The following is a 17127-nucleotide window of genomic DNA, read 5'->3' as shown; positions in this document are numbered from 1 at the left end:
GGCGCGTTTTGCCTTGGCCTGCAATCCTGAATCGCTACAAGCTGCCCCGGCTTTGAGCGGGCGCGAGGGATCGGCGATGCAGTCTGCAGACGACGCCATCATCGATGGAGATGTGCCATGCGCTGCATTCCGATCTCAAAGCGCGTCGCGGTCCTTCGGACTCGCTCTCTTCGCTTTAAATTTTTGCTTTATCGCATGCCGTTATCGCAAAACCGTTTCACACTTTTGCGCGGCATGCTTGCCGTGATGATTGCCTGTGCCTCCAGCGTTCAAGCCCATGAAGCCCATACGGGCTGGAGTTATGAAGCCTTTTGCTGCAACGGCAATACCGTGATCGGCGATTGCCAGGCGATCCCGACGCGCAGCGTCACGATCACACCCGGCGGCTACCAGTTGTTGCTGGTGCCCGGCGACCACCGCCTGATCACCCGAAGTCATATCTTCCGCCTCAAGCAGAGCGACGCCCGCCGCTCCCAGGACGGCTCCTACCATCTCTGCCTGTTTCCCGATGAAAATACGCCGCGCTGCTTCTACGCCCCCGACATGGCGTTCTGATCGCGCAAGGTTTCCGCGCCCATCTCGGCCAGCAGCCAGGTGCGAAACGCCTTGATCTTCGGCACGTTGCGGCGGCTTTGCGGATAGGCGAGCCAGTAGTCGCGGCCGTCGTTGCAGAGGATGTCGAAGGGCTGGACCAAGCGGCCGGCGGCGATGTCCTCGCGAAAATGATCGGGATTGAGGATGGCGACGCCATCGCCGGCCATGGCGATGTTGGCGTCGAGAAGTTGCGTGCCGTATTCATGCTGGGGAAAGCGCTCCAGGCCGGGCTCCTCGATGCCGGCGGCGGTAAACCATTGCCGCCACCAGGGATCGCCGGCGCTGATGATCGGCAGCTTCAGCAGGTCGGCCGGTTCCTTCAGCCCGCCGCTGCGCGCTGCCAGTTTCGGGCTCAGCATCGGCATGAAATCCAGCCGCATGATGCGGTGGGAAACAAGGCCCGGCCAGTCGCCCTTGCCCCAGCGGATGGCGACATCGGCGCTCTCGCGGTTGAAATCCCCCATGTTGGCGGAGGCGAGCAGCCGCACGGCAATTTTCGGATGACGAAGCTGGAAGGCGCCGAGGTGGCGGGAAAACCATTGCTGGGCGAAGGTGGCGGTCGAATGGATGGTCAGCGTATCGCCGGCCATGGTTTGCACCGAGGACAGCGCGTCGCCCAGCAGCCCGAAAGCCTCCGCCACCTTCGGCGCCAGCTTTTCGCCGACGGCGGTCAGCGCCACCTGGCGCGGCCGGCGTTCGAACAGCGGCTCGCCGATGGTCTCTTCCAGCAGCTTGATCTGGTAGCTGACAGCGGTCTGCGTCAGGCCGAGTTCCTCGCCCGCCTTGGTAAAACTCAGATGCCGGGCCGCCGCCTCGAAAACGCGCAAGCCGTTCAGCGGAACCTGTTTCGAGAGCTTCATGCATCAGGCCTCTTCATGCATATAGACGGTCATTCGATTGGATCGGCAGGATTTTCTGGCGCATCCTAGCCACAGGATCATCAAATGGACAGGGGAAACCCTGCGGAGGTTTTCGATGGTGGACTGGATGAAACACTGGTTGTCGCAACTCATTGGCGCCCGTGGCGCCGGCCGGGCGCGGCTCGACATGGCGACGCTGCCCGAGACGCGCAAGCGCGATATCGGGCTGATCGACGGGCGCGATCCGCATCTGGGCGGGTGATGGAAAGAGGCGGCTTTTCACGGGCCGCCTCTGTCGCATGGGAAAGTCGGGGCTTACATCCCCCGCAACCGCTCAACCGCCATCAAAATCCGTTCCGGCGTTGCCGGCGCGTCGAGGCGGGGGCAGAGGCGGTAGTCGGCAACGCTGGCGACCGCCATCGACAGCGCCTCCAGTACGGAGATCGCCAGCATGAAGGGCGGTTCGCCGACCGCCTTGGAGCGGCCGATGGTCGGCTCGGCGTTTTCGGCCCAATCCGCCAGCTTGACGTTGAACACTTTCGGCCGGTCGGAGGCGAGCGGGATCTTGTAGGTGGAGGGCGCATGCGTGCGAAGCCGCCCCTTGTCGTCCCACCACAATTCCTCCGTCGTCAGCCAGCCCATGCCCTGGATGAAGGCGCCCTCGATCTGGCCGATATCCAGCGCCGGGTTCAGCGACTTGCCGACATCGTGGAGGATATCGGTGCGCTCCATCATGTATTCGCCGGTCAGCAGGTCGATGGAGACCTCGCTGCAGGCGGCGCCATAGGCGAAATAATAGAAGGGATGGCCCTTGCCACTCTGCCGGTCCCAATGGATTTTCGGCGTCTTGTAGAAGCCGGCGGCGGAAAGCTGCACGCGGGCGAAATAGGCCATGCGCACGAACGTATCGAAGGGCACGACCTCGCCGCCGATGCGCACCCGGTTGGGCAGAAACTCGACCTCCGTCGCCTCGACGCCGTAAGCCGAGGCGGCGAATTCGATCAGCCGTTCCTTGATCTGGCGGGCGGCGTCGTAAGCCGCCATGCCGTTGAGGTCGGAGCCGGAGGAGGCGGCGGTGGCGGACGTGTTTGGCACCTTGGCCGTGGTCGTCGCGGTGATGCGGATGCGGTCGATATCCACCTGGAAGGTTTCGGCCACCACCTGCGCCACCTTGGTGTTCAGGCCCTGGCCCATTTCGGTGCCGCCATGGTTCAAGTGGATCGAGCCGTCATTGTAGACATGCACCAACGCGCCGGCCTGGTTGAAGGCGGTCATGGTAAAGGAAATGCCGAACTTTACCGGCGTCAGCGCGATGCCCTTGCGGATGAAACGGCTGCTGCGGTTGAAATCGACGATAGCCTGCCGGCGGGCGCGGTAATCGCTGGAGTGTTCCAGCTCGTCAACCAGGCGGGCGATGATATTGTCCTGCACCTGTTGGTGATAGGGCGTCAGATCGCGCCCCGAGCCCGGCTGGCCGTAGAAATTCGCCTTGCGGATATCGAGCGGGTCTTTCCCCGTCGCATAGGCAATTTCCTCGATGATGCGCTCGCCGCCGACCATGCCCTGCGGGCCGCCGAAGCCGCGGAAGGCGGTGTTGGAAACCGTATGCGTCTTCAGCGGTTGCGAGGTCAGCTTCACATGCGGATAGAAGTAGGAGCTGTCGGCATGGAAGAGGGCGCGGTCGGTGACCGGGCCGGAGAGATCGGAGGAAAAGCCGCAGCGCGCCGCAAAGGTGGCATCGACGGCATGGATGCGGCCGTCGCCGTCATAGGCGACGTCGTAATCGACCACGAAATCGTGGCGCTTGCCGGTCATCACCATGTCCTCGTCGCGGTCGGGGCGGAATTTCACCGGCCGTTTCAAGGTCTTGGCCGCCAGCGCCGCGAGGGCCGCGAACTGGTTGCCTTGCGTTTCCTTGCCGCCGAAACCGCCGCCCATGCGCCGCGTCTGCACCGTCACGGCATTGGAGGGGATGCCGAGCACATGGCCGACCATATGTTGCACTTCGCTTGGATGCTGGGTGGAGGACCAGACGGTGACCTCTTCGTCCTCGCCGGGAATGGCCATGGCAATATGGCCTTCGAGATAGAAATGCTCCTGGCCGCCGATGGCCATCCGGCCCTGCAGGCGGAAGGGCGGCTTGTCGAGTTCGGCTTCCGGCTCGCCGCGTTTCAGCGTCATCGGCTCGGTGACCAGCGCGCCGCCATTCTGCCGGGCGCTGTCGACATCGAGGTAATGCGGCAGAGGCTTGTATTCGATCTTCGCTAGACGCGCGGCGCGGCGGGCGGCCTCGCGTGTCTCGGCAATCACGGCGAAGATCGGCTGGCCGTGGAATTCCACCCGGTCGGTGGCGAGCAGTGGCTCGTCATGACGCCCGCCGGGCGAGACGTCGTTGACACCGGGCACATCCTTGCCGGTGAAGACACGCACGACGCCGGGGGCGGCGCGCACCGCCGCCAGATCGATGGAAACGATCTCGCCATGGGCGCAGGTGGAAAGCCCGACCGCGCCATGCAGCGTGCCGGCCATTTCGGGGATGTCGTCGATATATTCGGCCTCGCCGGAGACATGCTTGTGGGCGGAATCATGCTTGAGCGAGACATGCATGCGGCCGTTGATGTCGCTCTTCAGTTCGAAGGTCGAGGTGTCCATGTCATCGGTCTCCTTCTTTGCGGCGGGCGGGCGTCATCACGCCACCTCCTCGAACCGTGTCAGGCCCTGCGGCGTTCCCGTGCTTTCAAGGAAGAAGCGCAAAAGCAGGTTTTTCGCCGTCAACTGACGGTATTGCGCGCTGGCGCGCCAATCGGTCAGCGGCTTGTAATCGCGGTCGAATTGGTCGCGGGCGGCCAGCACCGTTTCTTCCGTCCACGGCTTGCCGCGTAAAAAGGCTTCGACGGAGAGGGCGCGCTTCGGCGTGCCGGCCATGCCGCCATAGGCGATGCGGATCGAGCGGACGGTGTTGTCGTCGGCAAGCGAGAGGTTGAAGGCGCCGCAGACGGCGGAGATATCCTCGTCGCGCCGTTTGGTGATCTTGTAGACGCCGACATGGTTTTCGGCCGGCGGCAGCGGCACGAAGATGCTTTCGACGAATTCGTCCGGCCGCCGGTCCTGCTTGCCGTAGTCGATGAAGAAGATATCGAGCGGCACCATGCGCATGCCGGCTTTCGAATGCAGGTTGACGCTGCTGCCCAGCGCAATCAGCGGCGGCGGCGTGTCGCCGATGGGCGAGCCGTTGGCGATGTTGCCGCCGATGGTGCCCATGTTGCGCACCTGCTCGCCGCCGATACGATGGATAAACGGCTTCAGTGCCGGAATATGGGTCGAAAGCGTATCGAGCGCCTGCGAATAGGTGACGCCGGCGCCGATGGAGATGCCGCGATCGCTGGCATGGATCGCCTGCAACTCCGAAAGGTTGTTGATGAAGACGACGGTGCCGAGCGGGCGCATCTGCTTGGTGACCCACAGCCCGACATCGGTGGAGCCGGCGACGATGGTCGCCTTCGGCTCCTCGGCCAGCACCTCGGCCAGCGCGCTGGTCGTGCCGGGAATGACCAGCTTTTCGCCTGATGTTTCGATGCGGATCGTTTCGCCTGACCGTAGCGTCCACAGGCGGGCGAGGATGTCGGTGCGGTTTCGCTCCAGCGGATCGAAGATCGAGGAGGGGCGGGCGGCGCTCACCTGCTCGGCGGCGCGGATGATGGGTTCATAACCCGTGCAACGACAGAGATTGCCCTGCAGCGCCCGCTCGATATCGGCGCGCGTCGGCTTTTCCGTCGACAGCCACAACCCGTAGAGCGACATGACGAAGCCCGGCGTGCAGAAGCCGCATTGCGAGCCGTGACAGTCGACCATCGCCTGCTGGATCGGATGCAGGGCGCCGTTCGCGCTGGCCAGATGCTCGACGGTGACCACATGCGTGCCGTGCAGCGAGGCGAGAAAGCGGATGCAGGCGTTGACGCTCTCGTAAACGAGAACGCCATCCACCAGCCGCCCGACCAGAACCGTACAGGCGCCGCAATCGCCTTCCGCGCATCCCTCCTTGGTGCCGGTCAGCCGGCGCTGCAGGCGAAGATAGTCGAGCAGGGTTTCCGTCGGCCGGACGGAAGTCAGCGTGATATCGTCGCCATTGAGGATGAAGCGGATCGCGTCGGTCATGTCGTTCCTGTTCTTGTTGTTATTTTCGCGTTTCTTCTCAGGTTACTGCGCCGACCAGCCGCCATCAATCGAGATATGCGTGCCGGTGATCTGGCGCGCCACGTCGCTGGCCAGATACAGCGCCATCGAAGCCACTTCCTCGACCTTGACGAAATCCTTGGTCGGCTGGAACTTCAGCATGACGTCGGATTTCACCTGATCCTCGGTGATGCCCCGGGCGCGGGCCGTGTCGGGAATCTGCTTTTCCACAAGCGGGGTCAGTACGTAACCGGGGCAGATGGCATTCACTGTAATCCCGAATTCGGCCAGTTCCAAGGCCGCCGTCTTGGTCAGGCCCAGCACGCCATGCTTGGCCGCCACATAGGCCGCCTTGAACGGCGAGGCGACCAGCGCATGCGCCGAGGCGACGTTGACGATCCGGCCCTTGCCCTTCTCCTTCATCAGGGGAATGGCGGCGCGCATGGTGTGGAAGGAGGAGGAGAGGTTGATGGCGATGATCTGGTCCCATTTCTCGATGGGGAAATCCTCGATCTTCTCGACATGCTGGATGCCGGCATTGTTGACGAGCACGTCGAGGCCGCCGAATTCCTTGGCCGCCGTGGCGATCAGATCGGCGATCTCGGCCGGTTTGGTCATGTCGGCGCCGTGATAGACGACGCGGCCCGCGCCTTGCGCCCCGACCTCGGCAATCGCCTTGTCGATGTCCTCGCGTGCGCCAAAACCGTTCAGCACCACGTTGGCGCCCTCGGCGGCGAAGGCTTTTGCGATGGCGAGGCCGATGCCGCTGGTCGAGCCGGTGACGACGACTGATCTTGTCATGAGATGCTCCATTCAAGCGTAACGCGTCCGCGACTGTGCGGCGCAAAATCGATTGCAGGTTAGGATGAAATCCGGCTTGCTGGCAATTGTGATATGGAGAACGCGCTGCAACCGAATCCGGGGAGTGGATTTGCGTTTTATTTTCGTTTGACATTCGTTTTTGTGTCGTATTGAAATTTTGCGAGTGGGAGAGATGGCGTCAAGCCATGCGGATGGGAGGGACATGATGGGCGGTTATGTGCTGGCGATCGACCAGGGCACGACGTCGAGCCGGGCGATCGTTTTCGATTCGCAGATGAAGGTGGTCGGCACCGGGCAGAAGGAATTCTCGCAGATCTATCCCAGGCCCGGCTGGGTGGAACACGATCCGGAAGAGATCTGGGACAGCGTCGTCGAGACCATCCGCACCGCCATCGCCAAGGCAAAAATCAAGCCCAGCGACATCGCCGCCATCGGCATCACCAACCAGCGCGAGACCGTCGTCGTCTGGGAGCGTGATAGCGGCGCGCCGATCCAGAACGCCATCGTCTGGCAGGACCGGCGCACCGCGAGCTATTGCGACAAGCTGAAACGGCAGGAGCTGGAGCGGCGTTTCACCCGCAAGACCGGCTTGCTGCTCGATCCCTATTTCTCCGGCACGAAACTTTCGTGGATGCTCGCCAATTTGAAGGGCGCGCGGGCGCGCGCCGCCAAGGGGGAATTGTGCTTCGGCACCATCGATACCTTCCTGATCTGGCGGCTGACGGGCGGAAAGAGTTTCGTCACCGACGCCACCAATGCCTCGCGCACGCTGATGTTCAATATCGCCACCAATGAATGGGACGCGGAACTGCTTGATATCCTGCGCGTTCCCTCGGCAATGCTGCCGGAGGTCAAGGATTGCGCCGCCGATTTCGGCGTCACCGATGCCGGGATTTTCGGGGCGGCGGTGCCGATCCTCGGGGTTGCCGGCGACCAGCAGGCGGCGGTGATCGGCCAGGCCTGCTTCGAGCCCGGCATGCTGAAATCCACCTATGGCACCGGCTGCTTCGCGCTGCTCAACACCGGCACCGACATGGTGCGCTCGAAGAACCGCCTGCTCACCACCATCGCCTATCGGCTGGAGGGCGAAACGACCTATGCGCTGGAGGGCTCGATCTTCATCGCCGGCGCGGCCGTGCAGTGGCTGCGCGACGGGCTGAAGATCGTTCAGAACGCTGCCGAGACCGGGCCGCTGGCCCGCGCCGCCGATTCCGAGCAGGAGGTCTATCTGGTGCCGGCCTTCACCGGGCTCGGCGCGCCGCATTGGGATCCGGATGCGCGCGGCGCGATCTTCGGCATGACCCGCAACACCGGCCCGGCGGAATTCGCCCGCGCGGCGTTGGAGGCCGTCTGCTACCAGACGCGCGACCTGCTCGACGCCATGCACAAGGACTGGAAGAATGGCGGCGACGACACCGTGCTGCGCGTCGACGGCGGCATGGTCGCTTCCGACTGGACGATGCAGCGCCTCGCCGACCTGCTCGACGCCCCCGTCGACCGCCCGACCATTCTCGAAACCACCGCACTCGGCGCCGCCTGGCTCGCCGGCAGCCGGGCAGGGGTCTTCCCTGACAAAAAAGGTTTTTCGGCTGCCTGGGCCCGCGACAGGCGTTTCGAGCCGGAAATGGACGAGAAGACGCGCAACACCAAGCTCCGGGGCTGGCGCAACGCCGTGCGCCGCACATTAAGCGACTCCTGATTGCGGAGTCTTAACAAGGTGTTACCGGCGGTTTCTTAACTTCCTGTAAAGATTCAAGTCCGGTGGGTAGCGCAAGCGTCTCCCAACCCCGAAACGTCATCCTCGGCCTCGTACCGAGGATCTGCCGATGCCTGATAAGCCATTGACGAAAGGATATATCGGACATGTTCAGATGCTCGGCACCAGGCCGAGCAGGACGGCGGAGATTTGGGTGACGATCTCATATCCTTCCGCCGTCCTTTCCATGGCAGACTGCGCATATGGAATCACACGCCGACCGTCCGCATCCCATCCTTCTGCCGCCCAAGCTCAAGCCGGGCGACCGCATCCGTTTCGTCTCGCCGGCAAGCACGCCCGAGCCGCAGGAGGTGATGCGGCAGGTGACGCTGTTGAAGGAATGGGGGTTCGCCGTCGATTTCGGCGCCCATGTCTATGACAAGCTCGGCTATCTTGCCGGCAGTGACGAAGACCGGCTTGCCGATCTCGACGACGCCTTCCGCGATCCCGGCGTCCGGGCGATCTTTGCCACGCGCGGCGGCAAGGGCTCCTATCGCATCGCCGATCGCATCGATTTCGAGGCGGTGAGACGCGATCCCAAGCCACTGGTCGGCTTCAGCGACATCACCATTCTGCACTTGATGCTCTGGAAGCGCTGCCGGCTGATCGGCATCGGTGGCGGGCTGCTCGGCGATACCGCCGATCGCGACGCCATCCGTCGAATGCTGACCAGCGATGACGACGTGGTCATCGAGGCCGATTCCCAGGAGGCGACGGCGGCGCTGACCACCTCGGGCAAAGCCGATGGCCGCCTGATCGGCGGTAATCTCGACATGCTGATGACGGCGGCCGGCTGGGCTTTGCCGTTGCTTCGCGGCGCCATCCTGTTCGTCGAGGCGGTCAACATGCAGCGCGGCCAACTGGATCGCGGGCTGACCATGCTGCGCAAGGCGGGGCATCTGGATGGGGTGGCCGGCATCGCCATCGGTCAATTCGTCGGCTTCGATCTGTCGTTACGCGTCAACGCCATCGATATCGTGCGCCATCATCTCGCCTCGCTCGACGTGCCGATCCTCGGCGGCCTGCCAGTCGGCCACGGCATCCGGCATCGTGCCATCCTGCATGGCGCGCAGGCGACGCTCGACGTGCAGGCGGGCCGTCTGACGATGCGCCAGCGCTGAGGCTTTCCGTCAAAAATATTTCTGCTGCGCCCTGTCGGCACAGCCGCTACCCTTTCGTCATCGACAAAGAGGAGTGGTTCGATGCTGTATGCGATCCTGTGTTATGCCCATGAGGAAACCGTCTTCGCCTGGTCCAAGGAAGAAGAGGCGGCAGTGATGGAAAAATTGCAGGCCGTGCAGGCGCCGCTGGCGGCATCCGGCAAGCTCGGGCCGGTCGGGCGGCTGATGCCGACGACGGCAGCGACCACGGTGCGCAAGGGCAAGACCGAACCGCTGGTCATCGACGGCCCCTTTGCCGAGACCAAGGAGGCGCTGCTCGGCTTCTACGTTGTCGATTTCGAGACGCTGGACGAGGCGGTCGCCTTCTCCAGGGAATTGTCGGCGGTCAATCCCGGCTCCAGTTCCTACGAAATCCGGCCCTTCTACGTCTTTCGCCCCGGAGAGACCCGATCATGAGCGATATTGCATGGATCGATGCGGCGCTGACGGCGGCGCGTCCCAAGGCGGTGGGGGCGCTCTTACGCTATTTTCGCGATCTCGACATCGCGGAGGAAGCGTTTCAGGAAGCGTGCCTGCGTGCCCTGCGGACCTGGCCGGACAAGGGCCCGCCGCGCGATCCCGCCGCCTGGCTGATCCTTGTCGGGCGCAACAGCGGCGTCGACCAGATCCGCAAGCGCGGCCGGTTGCAGGCGCTGCCGGACGAGGAGACGATCTCCGACCGCGAGGATGCCGAGGCCGATATCGCCGAGCGGCTGGACGCCTCGAATTATCGCGACGACATCCTGCGGCTGCTGTTCATCTGCTGCCATCCCGACCTGCCGGCGACGCAGCAGATCGCGCTGGCGCTGCGCATCGTCTCGGGCTTGAGCGTTTCCGAGATCGCCCGCGCCTTCCTGGTGTCGGAGGCGGCGATGGAGCAGCGCATCACCCGCGCCAAGGCCAAGGTCGCCCGCGCCGGCGTCGCCTTCGAAACGCCGGACGTGAACGCGCGTGCCGAACGGCTCGCCACCGTCTCGACCATGATCTATCTCGTCTTCAACGAGGGCTACAGCCAGGCCGATCCGGCCCGCGAGGCGGCGGCCTTTGCCGATGAGGCGATCCGGCTGGGACGGCTGCTGCTCGGCCTGTTTCCGGGCGAGCCGGAAATCATGGGCCTGCTGGCGCTGATGCTGCTGCATGCCTCCCGCCGCGCCGCCCGGCTCGATACGGCCGGCCAGATCGTGCTGCTGGAAGAACAGAACCGCGCGCTGTGGGACCGTTCGCAGATCGACGAGGCGCTGGTGCTGATCGAAAAGGCGATCCGCCATGGCCACGCCGGTTCCTACCAGCTTCAGGCGGCGATCGCCGCCCTGCATGCGCGCGCCGCCACCGCCGCCGAGACCGACTGGCCGCAGATCGAGTTGCTCTACCGCATGCTGGAACATCTGCAGCCCTCGCCCGTGGTGACGCTGAACCGGGCGGTCGCCATGTCCAAGGCGCAAGGGCCCGAGGTTGCGCTCGATCTTGTCGAGACGCTTTCCGACGCGCTGGACGGCTATTTCTATTTCCATGGCTTGCGCGGCAACCTGCTGATGCAGGTCGGGCGCAAGGCCGAGGCGCGCATCGCCTTCGACCGCGCCATCGCGCTCGCCCGCTCGCCGGCCGAGGCCGCCCATATCCGCCGCCAGCTCGATTGCCTGAAGCAGGACGGCTTGCCGGCCACCTGACTTGTGGCGCGTACCATCCAGTTTCTCGAAACCATCCATCCAGACTTTATATTTGCCGAAATCGGGGCGCATCCCTATCTCAAGGCTCAGTTTAAAGAGGTTTGGATGCCCATGGAACTCGGTCTGTATACTTTCGCGGATGTCGACCCGTCGCCCTCGGTCGCCAAGGGTCCGGAGGCGGCGCGACGGCTGAAAAATCTTCTCGAGGAGATCGAACTGGCCGATCAGGTGGGGCTCGATGTCTTCGGGCTCGGCGAGCATCACCGGCCGGATTACGCCGCCTCCAGCCCGGCGACGATCCTGGCCGCCGCCGCCGTCAAGACGAAGAGCATCCGCCTGACCAGCGCCGTCACCGTCTTGTCCTCGGACGATCCGGTGCGGGTGTTCCAGCAGTTTTCGACGCTCGACCTGCTCTCGGACGGACGGGCGGAGATCATGGCCGGGCGCGGTTCGTTCATCGAGTCCTTCCCGTTGTTCGGCTACAATCTCGAAGACTACGACGAACTGTTTTCCGAAAAGCTCGACCTGCTGCTGGCGCTACGCGACGAGGAGGTCATCACCTGGGAAGGGCAGATGCGCGCCGCTATCCATGGTCGTGGCGTCTATCCGCGCCCGCTGCAGGAGAAGCTGCCGATCTGGATCGCCGTCGGCGGCACGCCGCAATCGGTGGCGCGCGCCGGCGCCTATGGCCTGCCGGTGGCGCTGGCCATCATCGGCGGCGAGCCGCGCCGTTTCGCGCCGCTCTTCGATCTCTACCGCGAGGCTGCGCGGCGTGCCGGCCAGGATCCGGCGGTGCTGAAGACCAGCATCAATGTCCACGGCTTCATCGCCGATACCACCGAGGCCGCCGCCGACCAGTTCTACGGGCCGCAGGCCGAGGTGATGAACCGCATCGGCCGCGAGCGCGGCTGGGGACCGACGAGCCGCATGCATTTCGACATGGCGCGGTCCCCAAGCGGCGCGCTGTTCGTCGGCGACCCGGAAACGGTGGCGGAAAAGATCGTCGAGCATCACCGAATCTTCGGCAATGACCGTTTCCTGCTGCAAATGGCCATCGGCCTGATGCCGCATGACCAGATCATGCGCGGCATCGAGCTTTACGGCACCAAAGTCGCGCCGCTGGTCAGAAAGGCATTGACGGACGCGCCGCAACCCGCAAAAGCCGAAGCATGATGTTTCAGCAGGGCGGTTAGCGATCATGGTCATATCGAGCGAAGACGAACTCACCAAGCTGAAGGATATCGGCCGCATCTGCGCCGCCGCCGTCCAGACCATGGCCGGCGCGCTGGAGCCGGGCATCACCACGAAAGAGCTCGACGATATCGGCCGCCGGTTCCTGGAAGACAACGGCGCGCAATCGGCGCCGGAGGTCTGCTACCAGTTTCCGGGCGCCACCTGCATCAGCGTGAACGAGGAAGTCGCCCACGGCATTCCGGGCTCGCGGGTCATCCAGGCCGGCGATCTCGTCAATATCGACGTCTCCGCGGTCAAGGACGGCTTCTTTTCCGATACCGGCTCGTCCTTCGCCGTGCCGCCGATCACCAAGAAGGTCGAACGGCTGGTGCGCGACGGCAAGCGTGCCCTCTGGCTCGGCGTCAACCAGGTGAAGACCGGCGAGCCTCTGGCCAGGATTGGCAATGCCATCGGCGCCTTTGCGGCGAAGAACCGCTATACGCTGATCGCCAACCTCGCCAGCCACGGCATCGGCCGGTCGCTGCACGAGGAGCCGCAGGAGCTTTCCACCTGGCCGGATCCGGACGAGACGCGGATCATGACCGAGGGGCTGGTGTTCACCATCGAGCCCTTCCTGTCGCTCGGCGGCCATTGGGCCGAGGATGGCGATGGCGATGCCTGGACGCTGTTCAGCGAGCCGCGCGCTCCGACCGTGCAATTCGAGCACACGCTGGTCGCCACGCGCAACGGGCCGCTGGTGCTCACACTCGCCGATTGAATCTTGCCCGATCTCCAGTCGCCTCCCCAAATATGGGGAGGCCGCTTCGGAGTTGCGTTCAGTCAAATTTAACAGGCTCGCTTCACCCTTTTGCCAAGGCTGCCTTTCCGCCCGGCTCGTTCCGGGACGGGGGCGGCGATGTTTTGAGGTTACGGCGTCCGTTGCGCGATCGGGATGATGCGCGGCGCCGTGGCGTATGGTGTTACCGGGGCTGCGGGATGAAGACTTTGAGACTTTCGGCGCGATTGTATCTGCTCGTGGGACTGGCGCTGGCCGGCTTTCTCGGGTCCATGGCCTATTCGCTCCACCATTACCAGGGCGCCATGGTCGCCGAGCGCAAGGCCAAGCTGAAGGCGCTCGATGAAAACATCCTGACGTTGTTCACTTTCTTCCATGGGCTTGAAACGGCCGGCACGATCTCGCGCGAGGAGGCGCAGGCGCGGGCCAAGGATGCGGTGCGGGCGCTGCGCTACGAAAAGAGCGGCTATTTCTGGATCAACGACATGAAGGCCGGCATCGTCATGCATCCGATCAAGCCGGAAATGGACGGCACCGACCAGTCCGGCATGGCCGACCCGACCGGCAAGCACATCTTCCAGGAATTCGTCAAGGCGGTGAAAGCGAGCGCCACCGGCGAAGGCTTCGTCGATTATTATTGGCCGAAGCCCGGCTTCGAGGAGCCGGTGCTGAAATATTCGCATGTCGCCGGTTTCGAGCCCTGGGGCTGGGTGGTCGGCACCGGCGTCTATGCCGACGATCTCGATGCGCTGTTTCGCGCCAATATGCTGCAGGCCGGCATCATCTTCCTCTGCTGCGCGCTTGCCGTGTCGCTGGCGGCCGTGGCGATCGTGCGCAGCGTCGTGGGCCCGGTCGAGCGGCTGAAGCGCTCGATGCAGTCGATTTCGCAGGAAAAGCTGGAGGCGGAGGTTCCCGAAACCGATCGCGGCGACGAGATCGGCGAAATGGCGAAGGTTCTGTCGGTGCTGCGCGACAGCGTGCGCGAACGCGTCGACCTGCGCGGCCGCGAAAAGGCGCAGCAGGAGCGGCTGGACAACGAGCGCGCCCGCAGCGAACACATTCAGCAATCCGTCGCTGAGGGCCAGGCCCATGCCATGCAGGCGGTCGGCCAGGCGCTGGAGCGGCTGGCTGCCGGCGATCTCACCGCCGCCATCGGCGCCATCCCCGCCGATTATTCGAAGCTGCGCGACGATTTCAACCGCGCCGTTGCAGCGCTTCGCGACGTCATCTGCGCCATTTCGCAATCGACCGAGGTGGTGAACGGCAGCGCCGCCGGCATTTCGGAAGCCGCCAACAATCTCTCGCAGCGCACCGAGCAGCAGGCCGCCTCGCTGGAGGAAACGGCCGCCGCCCTCGACGAGATCACCGCGACGGTGCGCAGCACTTCCGAGCGGGCGGCGGAAGCCAGCCGCATGGTCGGCGAGACCCGCAGCAGTGCCGGTCGCTCCGGCGCCATCGTGCGCGATGCGGTGGCGGCGATGAGCCGCATCGAGGAGGCGTCGAACCGCATCGGCCAGATCATCGGCGTCATCGACGAGATCGCTTTCCAGACCAATCTTCTTGCCCTGAATGCCGGGGTCGAGGCGGCGCGCGCGGGCGAAGCCGGGCGCGGCTTCGCCGTGGTGGCGCAGGAGGTGCGAGAGCTTGCCCAGCGCTCGGCGCAGGCGGCCAAGGAAATCAAGGGGCTGATCAGCAATTCCGCCGACGAGGTCGGCAATGGCGTGGCGCTGGTGCGCTCCACCGGCGAGGCGCTCGGCGAAATCGAGACGCTGGTCAACCAGGTGAACGCCCAGGTGGAATCGATCGCCATGTCGGCGCGGGAGCAGTCGGTCGGGCTTGCGGAGGTCAATACCGCCGTCAACCAGATGGACCAGATGACCCAGCGCAACGCCGCCATGGTTGAGGAAACCAATGCCGCCAGCCAGACACTGACACAGGAGAGCAACGAGCTGATGCGCCTCATCGGCAATTTCCGTCTCTCGGACGGCGCACGGGTGCAGCCAGGACAGCGCCGGGCTGCCTGAAGCGGCCACCTTTCCAATCTGTCATGGCCCGTTGCCGATTGATTACAACTGGGTAACAATCGGTTCGGGCCATTGCCGCTTTCTCAGAACTGCCTTAGTTTCCGGCGAATCCGTGGTCTTGCAACGCCACGTTCTGTCAAAGCCAGGAAAGCCACGTTCCCCGTGTTCCATTCATTCTTTCCCCAGCCCCGGCTGTTCTTCTCCTCCCTCGTCGTCTGGACGCTGATCTGCATCGCCGTGTGGTACACGGTCGGCGCCGATTTCGGGACGGCGCTCGGTTTCGCGCCGCTGCCGGAAGGGCAGGAGCCGCCGATCGACCTGCGTTTCTTCCTGACGCCGGACAATCTCTGGTTCTATATCTATTTCGTCACCTGCACGGTGCTCTTCTGCGGGTTCTGGCACATCAAGGCGAAGGACCATCCGTGGAAGAACTGGTCGATCTGGGGATCGGCGCTGATCATCTTCTCGACCTATTTCGGCGTTCAGGTCTACGTCGCCATCAACAACTGGCGCCGCCCCTTCGGCGACCTGTTGCAGAATGCGTTGACGGGCAAGCCCGGCATCACGGACGAGAATTTCTACTCCATGATGCTGATCTTCTGCCAGATCGCCTTCCTGAGCATGTTCGTCTCGATCCTCACGGATTTCTTCGTCAGCCACTATGTCTTCCGCTGGCGCACGGCGATGAACGATTTCTACATGTCGAAATGGGAGCGGGTGCGCCACATCGAAGGGGCCTCGCAGCGTGTGCAGGAAGACACGATGCGTTTCGCCAACATCCTCGAAGGTCTCGGCATCAGCCTGATCAATTCGGTGATGACGCTAATCGCCTTCCTGCCGATCCTGTTCCAGCTTTCGACCTACATCACGACATTGCCGATCATCGGCGCCATTCCGCATTCGCTGTTCTGGCTGGCGCTGCTCTGGTCGATGTTCGGTACCGCGCTGCTGGCTATCGTCGGCATCAAGCTACCGGGCCTGCAATTCCGCAACCAGCGCGTCGAGGCCGCCTATCGCAAGGAACTGGTCTATGGCGAGGATCATGCCGAGCGCGCCGATCCGGTGACGGTCAAGGAATTGTTCGCCAATGTGCGGCGCAACTATTTCCGCATGTATTTCCACTATCTGTATTTCAACGTCGCGCGCTATTTCTACATCCAGGCCGACGGATTGTTCGTGACCTTCATGCTGGTGCCGACCATCGTCGCCGGGAAGATCACCTATGGTATCTACCAGCAGATCCTCACCGCATTCGGCCAGGTCAGCAATTCCTTCCAGTATCTGGTCAATAGCTGGACGACGATCATCGAGCTCCTGTCGATCCACAAGCGCCTCAAGGCCTTCGAGGCGGCAATCGAAGGGCTCGACCTGCCCTCGGCGGACCAGCGTTATCTCGCGACGCAGGAGGGGATGCGCGTCCCCGTCGAGGAAGACTGAAACGCTTTCCAGGCCCGGCCATCGCGCCGGGCCTTTTCGTATCGGACAAACGCTTTTCCCCGACGACATTCGCGGCTATGGTCGGTTTCGCGGGCACCGTCCTGCCGTTTCCCACATCGGAACGCGTCACTGCCGCCGGCACCGCCCGGCGCGGTCTTCGCGCTTTCCCAAGACGGAGGTTCCGCGATGAACGACATCGCCGATCCCGGCGTCCGCTTCGGACGCATTGCCGCCATGCTGCCGGTCAAGGACATGGCCAAAGCCTGCGACTTCTATATCGGGGCGCTCGGGTTCCGGAAGACTTTCGAGAATGGAAACCCGGTCGGCTTCATGATCCTCAAGCGCGACGGGGGCGAACTGCACCTGACCTTGCAGCCGCGCCACGAGGCGGCGGATTTCAACATCGCCCATATCATGGTCAACGATGTCGATGCCGTCCATGACGCCTGCCAGCGTTACGGCTTGAGGATCATCAAGAGCCTGCAGGACAAGGATTACGGCCTGCGCGCCTTCGTCTTCGCCGACCCGGACGGCAACCGCATCGACGTCGGCCAGCCGATCTGAACGGAACAGGCCCGGCATTTGCCGGGCCTGTTTTCAATACAGGAAGAACATCCAGATAAGGATGACCAGGATGAGCGGGACGCCCATCAGCCACAGGACAA

15 protein-coding genes are annotated in these 17127 nt (G+C 63.7%); 11 read left to right on the top strand and 4 right to left on the bottom strand.

Annotated features, from left to right (window positions below):
- Positions 1-195 precede the first annotated feature (195 nt).
- Positions 196-555 (top strand): hypothetical protein, encoded by a 360-nt coding sequence (locus tag P7F60_RS07275; protein WP_277917208.1) that lies wholly within the window; start codon positions 196-198, stop codon positions 553-555.
- Here P7F60_RS07275 and P7F60_RS07270 read toward each other — a convergent pair.
- Positions 531-1454, bottom strand: a complete 924-nt coding sequence (locus P7F60_RS07270) for a LysR substrate-binding domain-containing protein (RefSeq protein WP_277917041.1) — start codon at positions 1452-1454, stop codon at positions 531-533. The genes P7F60_RS07275 and P7F60_RS07270 overlap by 25 nt on opposite strands.
- Positions 1455-1569: 115 nt before the next feature.
- Between P7F60_RS07270 and P7F60_RS07265 the strand changes: the two genes are divergently transcribed.
- Positions 1570-1716, top strand: a complete 147-nt coding sequence (locus P7F60_RS07265; RefSeq protein WP_277917040.1) for a hypothetical protein — start codon at positions 1570-1572, stop codon at positions 1714-1716.
- A 53-nt stretch (positions 1717-1769) separates the two neighbouring features.
- Here P7F60_RS07265 and xdhB read toward each other — a convergent pair whose 3' ends face one another.
- Genes xdhB through P7F60_RS07250 form a run of 3 tightly spaced genes read right to left on the bottom strand, consistent with a single transcriptional unit; the run spans position 1770 to position 6428 of the window.
- Positions 1770-4106: a xanthine dehydrogenase molybdopterin binding subunit gene (gene xdhB / locus P7F60_RS07260; protein ID WP_277917039.1), complete on the bottom strand. Its 2337-nt coding sequence runs from the start codon at positions 4104-4106 to the stop codon at positions 1770-1772.
- Between the two features lie 36 nt (positions 4107-4142).
- A complete protein-coding gene (xdhA, locus tag P7F60_RS07255) occupies positions 4143-5609 on the bottom strand; it encodes a xanthine dehydrogenase small subunit (RefSeq protein WP_277917038.1) in 1467 nt (488 codons plus the stop codon).
- 42 nt (positions 5610-5651) lie between these two features.
- Positions 5652-6428 (bottom strand): 3-hydroxybutyrate dehydrogenase, encoded by a 777-nt coding sequence (locus tag P7F60_RS07250; protein WP_277917037.1) that lies wholly within the window; start codon positions 6426-6428, stop codon positions 5652-5654.
- 226 nt (positions 6429-6654) lie between these two features.
- Here P7F60_RS07250 and glpK point away from each other — a divergent pair, with 226 nt between their 5' ends.
- From glpK to P7F60_RS07205, 9 genes are all read left to right on the top strand, one after another.
- Entirely contained in the window at positions 6655-8148 is a 1494-nt protein-coding gene (gene glpK / locus P7F60_RS07245; protein WP_277917207.1) for a glycerol kinase GlpK, read from the top strand.
- A 260-nt stretch (positions 8149-8408) separates the two neighbouring features.
- Positions 8409-9326 carry an LD-carboxypeptidase gene (locus tag P7F60_RS07240; protein WP_277917036.1) on the top strand — a complete coding sequence of 306 codons (918 nt, stop codon included), beginning with the start codon at positions 8409-8411 and terminating at the stop codon, positions 9324-9326.
- An 81-nt stretch (positions 9327-9407) separates the two neighbouring features.
- The gene (locus P7F60_RS07235; protein WP_277917035.1) at positions 9408-9782 is read left to right on the top strand and encodes a YciI family protein; all 375 of its coding nucleotides are present in this window, start codon (positions 9408-9410) and stop codon (positions 9780-9782) included.
- Positions 9779-11032, top strand: coding sequence for an RNA polymerase sigma factor (locus P7F60_RS07230; protein ID WP_277917034.1), 1254 nt, complete (start codon positions 9779-9781; stop codon positions 11030-11032). Before P7F60_RS07235 ends, P7F60_RS07230 begins: the two co-directional genes overlap by 4 nt.
- Before the next feature lie 111 nt (positions 11033-11143).
- Entirely contained in the window at positions 11144-12205 is a 1062-nt protein-coding gene (locus P7F60_RS07225) for an LLM class flavin-dependent oxidoreductase (protein WP_277917033.1), read from the top strand.
- Positions 12206-12230: 25 nt separating this feature from the next.
- On the top strand, positions 12231-12983 hold the full coding sequence (gene map / locus P7F60_RS07220; RefSeq protein ID WP_277917032.1) for a type I methionyl aminopeptidase: 753 nt from the start codon (positions 12231-12233) through the stop codon (positions 12981-12983).
- 218 nt (positions 12984-13201) lie between these two features.
- Complete coding sequence (locus P7F60_RS07215; RefSeq protein WP_277917031.1) at positions 13202-15025, top strand: methyl-accepting chemotaxis protein; 1824 nt, start codon at positions 13202-13204, stop codon at positions 15023-15025.
- Between the two features lie 162 nt (positions 15026-15187).
- On the top strand, positions 15188-16462 hold the full coding sequence (gene sbmA, locus P7F60_RS07210) for a peptide antibiotic transporter SbmA (protein ID WP_277917030.1): 1275 nt from the start codon (positions 15188-15190) through the stop codon (positions 16460-16462).
- A 186-nt stretch (positions 16463-16648) separates the two neighbouring features.
- Positions 16649-17026: a glyoxalase superfamily protein gene (locus P7F60_RS07205; RefSeq protein WP_277917029.1), complete on the top strand. Its 378-nt coding sequence runs from the start codon at positions 16649-16651 to the stop codon at positions 17024-17026.
- Positions 17027-17127: the final 101 nt, after the last annotated feature.

This window comes from Rhizobium sp. YJ-22 (assembly GCF_029601685.1).
Classification (GTDB): domain Bacteria; phylum Pseudomonadota; class Alphaproteobacteria; order Rhizobiales; family Rhizobiaceae; genus Metarhizobium.
The sequence above is the reverse complement of the archived record's forward strand: the minus strand, read 5'-3'. Positions and strand labels throughout refer to the sequence as shown.